Consider the following 12,408-nt stretch of genomic DNA (forward strand, 5'->3'; position numbering starts at 1 on the left):
TCACTTTTAGCTGTTAAAACGACTTAAAGTTTCTCTGGATACGCCTAAATAGGAAGCGATTAGTTTTTTAGGAACGCGTTGTATTAATTTCGGAAGTTTATTTAATAGGTACTCATACCTACTTTCTGCGGTCATTGTAAGTAAAGACAAGATTCTTTGTTGCAGATTGATATAACCGTGATTCGATTTAATTCTGAAAAAGTTGGCAACGGCAGGGACTTCAAAACAAATTTTTTCCCTATTCTCTAAAGACAAACAAAAAAACTCAGAATCTTCAAGACAATCTACAAAAATAGTACCTGGTTCTTGATTTTGAAAAGCACAATGGTCGCTCACCCAATAGTTTTCCATAGCAAATTGAAGAATATGTTCTTTGCCTTTTTCGTCTATGGAATACGCTTTTACTAAGCCTTTGATAATCCAATATTCAAAGTCTACAGGTTGCCCTACCTGTATTAAAAATTGGTGTTTTTTAAGACTTTTAAATTCAAAGTGCGATTTAACAAAATTCCACTCCTCATCAGTTAAAGAAACGATTTCTTCAAAATGTTGTCTTAGTAACTGTAATTTGTCTTCCATAAAGCAAATTTATTTTTTATTTCTGTTTCTGGAAAGTTTACTAGTATTTAAATCTGTTAAATAGTGTTGCTTGTCAAATGTGTGGCAACGTTCAGTATAAGAAACGTAGGTCAGGTGATAAGCGCTTTCGTTTCGGTTTATTACTTAGCTAAATATAAATATTTTGCTTTTATCTTTTCTACTATAAATGCCTCCCGAAGCGTCGGGATAAAATTTGGCGGACTTTGTTAATACACACAAACCTTTTGGTTTTAAACTAAAGTCCTCATTACGTTTAGGTTGTGTTAATTCTAATTATTCTATTGTAGGCGAAACGTTATTGGAAGCGTATAGTATACTTTTATCCTCTGTCCCTCTTTTTCATAAGCTTCTAGTTCTTTAAGGGTATTCATAATTCTGAAACATTCTGTATCCAAGGATAAATATGATTTTTCAAGAATTCTCAAGTTATTAACTTTTCCGTTCTCATCTATAACTAATTGAATCTTGACTTTTCCTTGAATTCCATTTGCTTGAGCTATTTCTGGGTACCTAAACCTATCCCGAATATGACGTTGAATTTTTTCCGTGTTTTTATCCAGTCTTTGTTCAATCCCTAATGATTCAAGTGTAACAGCACCTTCTGGTATATATTCTCCATATTTCAGGACGAAATCATAATTTCTTTCAGATTCAACATTTCCTTTTTTGTCGTACCACTTCCAAATTCCATATGGTTGTTCACCTAGATATGATTTAGTCCAAATTATTTGATTGTTTTTTGTTTTTGAGAAAACTTCTGAAAGCACACTATCATTTACTCTGGTTAATTCTTTTTTATAGTTCCCTTTAGCTACTTCTTTGTATCCATATTTGTCTGAGTAATATTTAACTCCTGGTTCTATTTGACCATTTGTAAATAGTGCAGAAAGTATAAAAATTGTAACGAGTATTTTTTTCATTTTGGTATTTAATTTATAATTATGGTTAACGGTTTTGGGTATAAAACATAGCGTGTAAAAAGACACTAACTTATCGGTTTATTACTTAGCTAAATATAAATATTTTGCTTTTATCTTTTTTGATTTAAATGCCAAATTTTATATTTAGCGGACTTTATTAATATTCACAGACCTTTCGGTTAAGCTACAAATGCCCTATGTTTTTTATACCTTGTTAGCAAATGTTTTATTTTTTTTCGGGGGGAAAACTATTATGTGAGAATCGTAATCATAGTAATCAATAAATTTAGTTTTCAAGAATAAAGGTTGATTACCTTCTGTGTCATATTTTTTAGCAGGTGCTCCAAGCCAATTACATTCTTTCAAATAATCAAATCTAGTTATCCAAGTATGCCATCCTTGATTACTAAAACCCCAACCAAACTCATTAAGCTTTAATAAACTATTAATTTTATCTTTATCATCATCAAAATCGAAAATTTTCTCAATAGGAATATTTGGCTGTTTCCAAACATGATATTTTTTATCTTTTTTGTAATTTCTGACACAAATATCATATTCGTCAGAATATTTTGAAATAAAAAGATATGCTTTCCAATTATAATGCTTTGTTAATATATAAGCCAAACTCCAACCTGCATATTCACGATCAGACCAAATATCGATATGATGTTTTTTAATTATTTCAAATTCTTTTCCAAATCCAGATTCTAAACCTTTTACAGCAAAAATAGTACAGTGCATACTATCTAATTTCATGTTATTTTTTTCTATAGAATATCTGTCGAAAATAGTTATAGAGTCAGATAATTCCATGCTTAATCCTACATAATCATACCATTTGGTTCCATAATATTTACTTGAATTTAATCGATAGTCATTAAAATATTCATTTTCGATTTCGGCTATTCGGTTTATTGCATTTGGAGAATTGAAATTGACATATTCATTTGTCAGTTTACTTGGTTGCGTATATGTTTTAACGCTATCTATAATTTCATTGTTTTTAGTAATAATTTTATTGTTTTTTTGTCTACATGAATAACATGTAGATATGATTATTAATAAAAAATAAATTACTCTTCTCATAATGTTTGCTAACTAGTTAGTAAACGCAAATCATTGCGTTTATTCACCCTTATTGGGGAAATAAACGCACATTTCTAGTTTTAGCGCTTAATTTTTTCATAATATAAAAACATTTTTTGTAGTACAATTATGTTTTTGTGTAATTGTATCAGAATTAATTATAAATGGCAGCTATAGTAACCTAAAATGCAAAACACTATTAACTTTTGAATATAAAAAAACCATACCCATTAAAAATGAATATGGTTTGTTGGTTGTGTCTAGTATAACCCTAATGTTTATTTTTTAATTTCTCTTTGCAGCAACTCTATGTATTTTTTTAGCTCTAAATCTTTATCAGATTGTTTTATGTTTTTATGTTCAGCCTTGCTATGGAATATATTAGCTACTTCTTCCTGTGTATTGTCATCTGGATTATTAATTGCGCCAACAGCTATTATTGCTCCCAAACCAAGAGCAAGAGGTCCGCTTGGTTTATCAGGATAGCATATAGGACATATGTAGATTTTACTAGCATCGTTTTCTTTAATCCACTCTGCTAAAACTTTATTTGCATACTCTTCTTCTAATTTTTTTGCTTGTACATATAACGGGCTTTCCTTTAATTTAGATTCTTCTAATTTTACACTAGCCTTCGTGCTTCTTTCTCCAATTCGTTTTTCTTGTGCCGTAGCAAAAATAGTTACAAAGGTAAATACGGTAAATAGTAGTTTTTTCATTATAAAGGTTTTTATGGTTTTAATTATTTATTTAACTTTAATATCACGATCCAATTTCTATATTTTACAACACATTTTAATTTAAGCTTTTACAATTACAATTTAGAACTATTTTAAGCTCAAAAACTTTTAATTGTATAATTATACCGTATTAAAGTGTAAATGGTAGCTATAGCTACTTAAAATGTAAAATACTTTTAACTTTTTGGCATAAAAAAACCATACTTTACTACAAGTATGGTTTTATGGTTTGTGTTTAGTATAACCCTAAAATGGGATAAATTATTTATTCTTCAGCTTTTTAATTACTGTTATGGTTTGCTTTACGGTAGCCTCTAAGCCTTTATAATCTTTATTAGCTATAACATCTTTACTAATTAATTTAGAGCCTATACCTACACAAGTAACACCTGCATTAAACCAAGCGGCTAAATTGTCTTCTTCTGTGGTTACACCGCCTGTTGGCATAACGGCTGTCCACGGTTGTGGGCCTTTTATGGCTTTTACAAAATCTGCTCCGTAGGTTGCACCAGGGAATAGTTTTACAACCTCGCAACCTAATTCTTCTGCGTTATTTATTTCTTTTAAAGAACCACAGCCAGGAGACCATAATACTTTACGTCTGTTACATACTTTGGCTATATCTTCTCTTAAAGCTGGTGTTACTATAAAATTAGCACCCATTTGCATATACATAGAAGCGGCAGCAGCATCTGTTACAGAACCTACACCTAATGCCATACCTGGCAATTCTTTTATAGCGTATTTGTTTAACTCAGAAAATACCTCAAAAGCAAAGTCGCCACGAGCGGTAAACTCCATTAATGTTGCACCACCGTTATGGCACGCTTTTAAAATATTCTTTGCTATTTCTATATCAGAATGATAAAACAATGGTACTAATCCTGTTTCATTCATCTTATTAAAAACCTCTATTCTAGTATATTGTGCCATAATATGTATGCTCTATATTTTATTTATTTACTAATTTACAAGTTATCTTGCTACTTTACCAGAAGCATCTCCTTGCATTAATTTTTCTACTTCTTCTATAGTTACCAAGTTAATATCACCAGATACTGTATGCTTTAAACAACAGGCTGCTACTGCAAAATCTACTGCTTGTTGTGGTGTATACTCTTTATTTAACAAGCCATAAATTAAGCCTCCCATAAAAGCATCTCCACTACCAACCCTATCTACAACTGGTGTAACGTCTTTTACAACGGCACTAAATAACTCTTTACCATCATATAAAATACCACCTATTTGTTGGTGAGACGCACTTATAGAATAACGCAATGTTGTTGCTACTTTCTCTAACTTAGGATACAATGTAAACAACTTATTATACAACTCTGGTAAGGTTTCTTTTTTCTGATAATCTGGTTCTACAGTAGGCTCACCCGACATAAAAAAAGCGGTATCTAAATCTCCTAATATTACATTACTGTAAGATAGCAATTCTGGCATAATATCTTTTGGCTCTTTACCGTATTGCCACAACTTAGATCTATAATTTAAGTCAGATGTTATAAATACACCCATTTTACTTGCAACTTTAACAGCTTCTAAACAAACATCTGCTGCGTCTTGAGATACTGCTGGCGTAACACCACTCCAATGAAAAACTGCTGTATCTTTAAATACTTTTTCCCAATCTATTGTGCCTGGTTGTATTGTTGCCATTGCACTATCTGCCCTGTCATACACTACTTTACTACCTCTTGTACCTGCACCTGTTTCTAAAAAGTACACCCCTAACCTATCGCCTCCAATGGCAACATTATTTGCTTGTACGTTTCTCTTTTTAATTTCCATTAAGGCTGTTCTACCTAAATCGTTGTCTGGTAAACGTGTTACAAACTCGGCCTCTAAGCCATAGTTTGCTAAAGAAACTGCAACGTTAAATTCTCCTCCTCCATAAGTAGCTGTAAAATTATTGGCTTGCGAAAAGCGTAAATGTCTATCTGTAGATAAACGCAACATTATTTCTCCAAAGGTTACTACTTTCTTCATTTTTAATACATTTTAATTAAAACAGGCAATGGTTAATCGATTAAGCATTGCTTTAAAATAAAATCAAAACACCGTTATAAATAACAATCGTTTTGATTATAAAAAGGATTTCAATACATTTGGTTAATCGATTAAGCAAATATATTAAAAATTGTCAAATAAAAAAACCACCCTTAAAGATATTGCCGGTAAACTAAACATTTCTACGGCGGCAGTTTCTAAAGCTTTACGTAACGATTCTAGAATTAGCACCAAAACAAAAGAGGCGGTAAAAAAGGTGGCAAAAGACTTAGACTACCAACCAAATAACCTTGCTAGTGCCTTACGTAGTGGTAAAAGCTTTTTAGTTGGCGTTATGGTTCCTAGTACAAATAGCTACTATTTTTCATCTGTATTACAAAATATAGAAGAGGTTTTAAACAGTAAAGGTTACAATGTAATTGTAACCCAATCTAACGAGTCTTACACCAAAGAATGTAATAATATAGACACCTTACTTTTTACACAAGTAGATGGTATTATAGCTTCTATGGCTAATGAAACTGTTGATTTAGATTATTTTGAAAAAATTAAATCTAAAGGCATTCCTTTAATTTTGTTTGATAGAGGTGAGAACGATTTAAATGTAGATTATATTGGGATTAACGATTACGATAGTAGCCATATGATTGTTGAACATTTAGCACAACAAGGCCGTAAAAATATTGCTCATATAGGCGGATTTAAACATACTCGTATTTTTAACAATAGAATTAGAGGTTATGTTGATGCACTAAAAAAGCACAATCTTACTTTGGTTGATGATTATGTTAGCGAAAGCAACCTTACCATTGAAGATGGTAGAACACAAATGAAGCATTTATTAGGCCTTAAAATACCACCAGATGCAGTTTACGCAGCTAGTGACTATGCTGCTCTTGGTGCTTTGCAAGTTTTAAAAGAGCACCATATAAAAGCACCTACGACAATTGCTCTTGTTGGTTTTGGTAACGAACCTTTTACTACAATGGTTACCCCCACCATTACCACTATAGACCAACACAGTGCAGAAATAGGAAAATTGGCTGCACAAACTTTTTTAGAACACGCAGACAAAAAAACTACTACACAGCACTTAAATAAAAAAATACTTGAAGCTAAACTTATAGTTAGGGAATCTTCTAAAGAGTAAATTTATATATTTTGTAAACTAAAAAACCACGCCATAAAAGCGTGGTTTTTTAATACTATAAATTGTAATTTAGTTAAACGGAAACAATTCTGAATCTGTATGAGAATCTTTCATTAGTTGTTTCATTTCTTTAACTATAGCTACATTTTTATCAGCTACGTTGTTTTCTTCCTTTGGGTCTGTTGCTAAATTATACAGTTCAAAACTCTCTTAATTTCATCGCTTACATCTGTATATCCTTTATTCTTTTCAATTTTACCAGAAACAGTTATTTCCTTTTCTTAAGCCTTAACACCATTAAGAAAAAGAAACAAGAGTAACGTATAAAGTATATTTAGTTTCATAAATTATGATATTGATTTTAGCGCAATTGCCAATTATCTATAGCGTTAGAAATAACTTTAGGTTCTTCTTGTATACTTATAATTAATGATTGCGGTAAATGCGTTTTCATTTCATATCTTGAATTTACAAATTTCAAATCTGTTCCAAAAAAACAAGTATTTCGTATTTTTAGTAAGTCGAATATAAGTAACGAAAACTTATCATTTAGAGACGGTTTATTAAAACATATACCGCTTATACCATCTTCTAAATTACCTATAAAAGTTGCTTCTTCAAACATTTCGCCAACATTAGAAACAAATTCTAATTCTGAATATCCCTTTTCAATTATTCCATAACTAGATAATATTTTTTCTAGTTCATCAAACGGTATATTATCTGGATCTCCGTTTTTAAATTTTTGTAGGTAAACAGTATAACTCATTTTGATTAAATTTTTACATCTAAAAGACTATAGAATCCACTGATAATAATTTGGCGGTCTTAAGAAATATATACTAAACATTGAGTTTAGCATAGTCATATTACCACCGCAAGGGCGCTCTTGTTCTTTTAAGTATAGAGATATTTTAGTATTTCCGTTTAATGTTCCTTTTTTATATAAAATGTTCTTGTTTAAAGACAAAGCACTGTTAAGACTACTATTTTCTGTATGTACTTCTATTTTGGAATTTATAATTGAATTTTCTTTAGCCCCAAAACTTAAAAATAATATTGAAATTAATATAATTAGTTTGTTCATTTTTGATTCGTATTACATGTGATTTATTAGGTGTTGTTACACGTTTTTCATTAGTTTAGTTTCTTGTTATTTAATTTAGAGCAAAAATTACAAAGTGCTTATTTTTTTCGTAAGCTCCGTATATGGTCCCATTGGCATAAGATAATGGTTCTGTTATAGCACCTTCAAGATACCCACTAAAAAACTTTTCTCCGGTAGTTTTGTCCAATATGTATACAGTGCCAGTAGAATCGCCAAAGTATAAATAATCTCCTATCATAATTAACTCGGTTATGTATTTACCATCTACATTATAACTCCATATTTTCTCACCAGAACTTAAGTTAAATGCTTTTACATAAGAGCCATAATTTACACCCATATGAGTATGGTAACCATCTGCTGTTAGGTAATGTGTACCATTATCTACAATGTCATATTTTTTTTCAGAATCTGAAAAAGCCATTATGCCTAACTGCTTTCCTGTTTTTTTATCTATTTTATTTAAATGGCTATAACTAGAAACATATAAGGTGTCTTCATATACAAAAGGTTTTCCTTCGTTTAAATCATATAATTTAGACTTCCATTTTAAATCCCCATTTTTTTTACTGTGTGCGTATAAGTTACGGTAGCCATCATTAACGTATATAACATTCTCCGTTATTAAAGGAGGGATATCACTTCCTATATTTGCATTAAAAAAATACTGTGTCCCCCCTGTTTTAATATCTAATGCCACCATATGTTTTTGTAACGTAATAAAAACGTTATCCCCTTTAAGTAATGGTGCCGTTTCATTTGTTCCTTTTTTAATAATGGTATACGCGGCAGTGTCTGTTACAATTGCGTTTCCAAACATATCTTTCTTATCAGATATATAACTTTTATATTCGTATGAAAAGTCTCGTTTCCAAATCACTTTACCATTTTGAGCATTAATACCATACACAAATGTTGAATCTGGAGCCGCAACCAAAATATGATTAGAAACTAATAGGCTATGTTTAATTTTACTATCAAGTTTAATTTTCCATTTTAAATTACCAATACTGTCAATTGCATAAATATCTTTTGACTCAGTACCAAAAAAAGTTGTTCCATTATCTACAACGAGCGGTGTTGGTTTGCCTCCTTCATATTTAAATTCCCACGTAATTTTTGGCTTTCTCTTTGGTCTAAATTTACTTTTAACCTTTCCGTCCATAGCAGGCCCCATATATTGCGGCCAGCTTTTGTTTTTATAATTCTTGGTATGTATAGCTGTTTCTGAAGTTTTAGAATGTTCTTCTTTTTTTTGAGACGTACACTGGCTAGAAATAAGTAATAATGAGATACAAAATAATAAATGAGATTTCATAAATAAATATTGTCTTGTTTTTATAAATACCACAAAGCTCAAAATATAAAGTTTATGCTTTATTTTGTTGGTACGGTATTCTTTATTTAAAAGTAGATTCTAGCACTGCTTTTTCTATTTTTTGTTTATCAAATTCATTATCATAAATTGCAGTTATAGAAAACTCTTTACCTTCAATTTCTGCAACATAATAGTCAGACGTATAGGAATATTTTTCTACTGTATAGTTTGTGGTTTTTCTAATTAGGTAAAATTTCATTTTATCAATAACCAATTCACGCACTAGTACATTTACGGTATTTTTGGGACTATTATCTTTTGGGTGAATTTCTAAATATTCTCCTAATATTTCTGCATACCCTTTAAGCGTGTATTGCTCAATACTTTCATTATTTTTATAACTAGCTAAAACAATATTCATTTGTACAGAATCTGTTTTTGCCAATGAAAAGAGGACTGTATCATCTGTAGATAGTGTAACACCATCATTTTTTTGTTTTTTAATATATGTTTCTCCGGCTTTTACTATTTTTTCAAAATTATCTACTCTAGCACTGTATGCAGCTGGTGGTGTAATACTCCAAATACACTTTTTAATACGGTAGTTTTTTTGCCCAAAAGATTGAAGACTTATTGCTAAAAGTAAAATCAGTAAAAAAATTTTCATAAAATGTTTTCTTCAAATGTGAGGTAACATATATATCGTTTGTTACGTGATTAAGCACTAAAATTAGCACTTGATTTTAATCTTCAAAACTAGTCAGAAATCCAATCCTAGTGTCCATTTCTTTAATTTTGTTATAGTACTCTTTTTTTGTAAAAAATAAATATACAGAACTCAATTTTTCAGACTCTATTTTAGCTATCTCTTCCTTTTCTTTTTCTGTTAATATTACATTTTTAAAGTCTACTATAACATCAGACACCATAGAAATTATAACATCACCGGCATTCCATTTTCTAACACTAGATCTAGTAAAACCTACAGAAGATTCTGAAAGTTTAAAAGCACCATATTTATTGTTTAACCCCTTAATTATATTTTTAATATCTGTTTTTTCAGCCTCCTCTGCGTACGCACAAACCAATATTGCATTATTATTTAAATCTGTTACAGCATTGAGCTCGTCAAATTTTAAAGAACTGTATGTAGCTAAACAATAATCTTTCTCCCAAGTATTACCTCCTGCTCTAGCACTCTGCATGTATGTTACTGCATAAGGCGTATCTATTCTAAAAGAGTTTCCTCCGCCATCAATTGTATCTGTATCTGTTTGAAAAAAATAGATAGGACTAACATTATTTTTTCTTTTTTTATGATAATCAGACCACTCAGCTTTTAAAGATTTAGAGTAGAATTCTTTTGCGTTAAATGAACTAAGATTTATCTTTTCTAAATTAAAATTTCCGTCTTCTAAATATACCTGACTTGAACAAGAAGTTAAAAAAAGGAATAAAAGTATGTTTAGTGTTATTTTCATTTGTTTCTGGTTAGTGTTGTGTAACGTTTTTATCTATAATTAATGGCATATTTAAAAGTCCTAATTTTAGATACGTAAACTACTTGCTTTAATTTTAAAATTAAGTTTTTTGTAATTAGTTAAGTTTAAACGTTAAAGGTATACTAAAAGGTACTCTTACAGGCTTCCCTTTTACTTTACCAGGAGTCATAAGAGGAAGTTTTGCAAAAATTCTTCGCCCTTCCAATTCAAATAAAGGGTGTGGCCCTCTAGTTTTTATGTTTTTTACAGATCCATCTTTATCAATAACAAACATTATGTTTACTCTACCTTGCATTCCTAATTCCTCAGCTTCTTCTGGGTATCTAAAATTTTTAACAATGTGTTTGCCTATTTTATTTTGAAAACAAGATCTCCAACTGCTTTTGTCCATATCCTCACATCCAGGAAATATAGGTACATCCTCTACTACCTGAAAGCTAAAATCACCTTCTTTTGCTTTTTTTTCTTCTTCTTTTAAATTTTCTTTACTTACTTTAATATCTATAACTTTTAAACGAATAGGTTCTCCCGGATTAAATTTTGCGTACAACACATAACCAGTACTAACTGCCGTATCTTCTAATTCAACCACTTTTAGTGTAGGTATTTTTTTTAGAACCAGATCTATTTTTTCTTCAATAAATTTAGTTTCTGGCCTACTATAAATTTCCGTAGACTCTAGTTTTCCTTTAGTGTCTGTAAAAAAGTTAAAATATACTTTTCCATTAAAATTTTGAGAAATAGAATCTTTAGGCATTTCTAAATTCTTATTAAAAAACTCTTGTAGCTTACCTGTAAAACAAGCTTTTTTTTCTGCTGCGGTGTTTGCTGTACATTCGCTAAAATTGGCATAATCGGTAACTTCTTCAAACGGTCTGTAAGAAGTTATTTCCATACCATCACCATTGGTCTGGTGGTATTGTGCACTTAACGTGAATGTAAAAAACAAAGTGGCAAAAAACGTATTGTAAGCTAATTTAAATTTCATAATGGTTTATTGTATAGTTAACAATCCAAATATTAAAAACTTTTAGGACTAATGTAACCACCAACATATATTTGTTAGCTATTAATTAATATTCGATATTAAAAATTTATTGGGGAGATGAATAAGAATACCCTTTTATGCTGTTTTTATATTGGTTGTGTTTTGGGTAGTTTTTAATTCCACATACCATTAGATTCTGTTAAAATTATTGGTGTGTTATCTGTAATTAGTATTGTTTGCTCGTGCTGTGTTACATATCCTCCTTTGTTACCAACTAAAGTCCAACCATCATTAAGTTCTACTGCAACAGTAGATTTTGTAGAAATAAAAGTCTCTATTGCAACTGTAGTATTTTTTTTAAACCGTTCTCTATTTGTTCTAACTCTGTAATTTAAAATATTTTCTGGTTCTTCATGTAGACTTCTACCTACTCCGTGACCTGCTAAATTTTTAATTACTTTAAATCCAGATTTCTTAGCTTCAGACTCAATTAAGTGCCCAATGTCTGCTATTTTTACTCCTCCTTTGATATTGGTAATTGCTTTGTGTAAAATATTTTTAGAAGCATCTACAAGTGGTTGATGATTATGAATATCCTCACCAAGAACAAAAGAACCGCCATTGTCTGACCAAAATCCATTTAACTCAGCAGAAACATCAATATTTATTAAATCTCCTTCTTTAAGTATTTTATTTTTAGATGGTATACCGTGAGCAGCTTCTTTATTTACACTTATACAAGCGTAACCAGGAAAGCCATAGGTTTCATAAGGAGCAGACTTAGCTCCGTAACTCTTTAATATTTCTCCACCATATGCATCTAATTCTTTGGTAGACATACCAATTTTAGCATACTCTTTCATTAATTTTAGTGTAGTACCAACAACTTCACTAACTTTTTTCATTCCTAGTAATTCTAATTCTGTTGTTATAGACATTTTTATTATTTTTAATGAGTTAGAAGAGTTTGCTTA

14 protein-coding genes are annotated in these 12,408 nt (G+C 30.4%); 1 reads left to right on the forward strand and 13 read right to left on the reverse strand.

The features are described from left to right. Positions 1 to 6: 6 nt before the first annotated feature. From BT107_RS06355 to BT107_RS06380, 6 genes are all read right to left on the reverse strand, one after another. On the reverse strand, positions 7 to 579 hold the full coding sequence (locus BT107_RS06355) for a Crp/Fnr family transcriptional regulator (RefSeq protein WP_072302963.1): 573 nt from the start codon (positions 577 to 579) through the stop codon (positions 7 to 9). A gap of 299 nt (positions 580 to 878) precedes the next feature. Beyond that, positions 879 to 1,520 (reverse strand): energy transducer TonB, encoded by a 642-nt coding sequence (locus BT107_RS06360; RefSeq protein WP_072302964.1) that lies wholly within the window; start codon positions 1,518 to 1,520, stop codon positions 879 to 881. 204 nt (positions 1,521 to 1,724) lie between these two features. After that, a complete protein-coding gene (locus BT107_RS06365; RefSeq protein ID WP_072302965.1) occupies positions 1,725 to 2,609 on the reverse strand; it encodes a hypothetical protein in 885 nt (294 codons plus the stop codon). A 278-nt stretch (positions 2,610 to 2,887) separates the two neighbouring features. Next, entirely contained in the window at positions 2,888 to 3,328 is a 441-nt protein-coding gene (locus tag BT107_RS06370; protein ID WP_072302966.1) for a hypothetical protein, read from the reverse strand. Positions 3,329 to 3,610: 282 nt separating this feature from the next. Beyond that, positions 3,611 to 4,282, reverse strand: coding sequence for a bifunctional 4-hydroxy-2-oxoglutarate aldolase/2-dehydro-3-deoxy-phosphogluconate aldolase (locus BT107_RS06375; protein WP_072302967.1), 672 nt, complete (start codon positions 4,280 to 4,282; stop codon positions 3,611 to 3,613). A gap of 42 nt (positions 4,283 to 4,324) precedes the next feature. Continuing rightward, positions 4,325 to 5,347 carry a sugar kinase gene (locus BT107_RS06380; protein ID WP_072302968.1) on the reverse strand — a complete coding sequence of 341 codons (1,023 nt, stop codon included), beginning with the start codon at positions 5,345 to 5,347 and terminating at the stop codon, positions 4,325 to 4,327. A gap of 151 nt (positions 5,348 to 5,498) precedes the next feature. Between BT107_RS06380 and BT107_RS06385 the strand changes: the two genes are divergently transcribed. Then, the gene (locus tag BT107_RS06385) at positions 5,499 to 6,518 is read left to right on the forward strand and encodes a LacI family DNA-binding transcriptional regulator (RefSeq protein WP_072302969.1); all 1,020 of its coding nucleotides are present in this window, start codon (positions 5,499 to 5,501) and stop codon (positions 6,516 to 6,518) included. Between the two features lie 361 nt (positions 6,519 to 6,879). Here BT107_RS06385 and BT107_RS06390 read toward each other — a convergent pair whose 3' ends face one another. From BT107_RS06390 to map, 7 genes are all read right to left on the reverse strand, one after another. After that, the gene (locus tag BT107_RS06390) at positions 6,880 to 7,287 is read right to left on the reverse strand and encodes a hypothetical protein (protein ID WP_072302970.1); all 408 of its coding nucleotides are present in this window, start codon (positions 7,285 to 7,287) and stop codon (positions 6,880 to 6,882) included. A gap of 27 nt (positions 7,288 to 7,314) precedes the next feature. Then, positions 7,315 to 7,605, reverse strand: a complete 291-nt coding sequence (locus BT107_RS06395) for a hypothetical protein (RefSeq protein ID WP_072302971.1) — start codon at positions 7,603 to 7,605, stop codon at positions 7,315 to 7,317. 70 nt (positions 7,606 to 7,675) lie between these two features. Next, entirely contained in the window at positions 7,676 to 8,944 is a 1,269-nt protein-coding gene (locus tag BT107_RS06400) for an outer membrane protein assembly factor BamB family protein (RefSeq protein ID WP_072302972.1), read from the reverse strand. An 82-nt stretch (positions 8,945 to 9,026) separates the two neighbouring features. After that, entirely contained in the window at positions 9,027 to 9,611 is a 585-nt protein-coding gene (locus BT107_RS06405) for a hypothetical protein (RefSeq protein ID WP_072302973.1), read from the reverse strand. A 76-nt stretch (positions 9,612 to 9,687) separates the two neighbouring features. Further along, positions 9,688 to 10,425 carry a hypothetical protein gene (locus tag BT107_RS06410; RefSeq protein ID WP_072302974.1) on the reverse strand — a complete coding sequence of 246 codons (738 nt, stop codon included), beginning with the start codon at positions 10,423 to 10,425 and terminating at the stop codon, positions 9,688 to 9,690. Between the two features lie 115 nt (positions 10,426 to 10,540). Then, on the reverse strand, positions 10,541 to 11,434 hold the full coding sequence (locus tag BT107_RS06415) for an energy transducer TonB (RefSeq protein WP_072302975.1): 894 nt from the start codon (positions 11,432 to 11,434) through the stop codon (positions 10,541 to 10,543). Between the two features lie 173 nt (positions 11,435 to 11,607). Next, complete coding sequence (map, locus tag BT107_RS06420; RefSeq protein ID WP_072302976.1) at positions 11,608 to 12,372, reverse strand: type I methionyl aminopeptidase; 765 nt, start codon at positions 12,370 to 12,372, stop codon at positions 11,608 to 11,610. Positions 12,373 to 12,408: the final 36 nt, after the last annotated feature.

Source organism: Cellulophaga fucicola (assembly GCF_900119145.1).
GTDB classification, from domain to species: Bacteria; Bacteroidota; Bacteroidia; order Flavobacteriales; family Flavobacteriaceae; genus Cellulophaga; species Cellulophaga fucicola.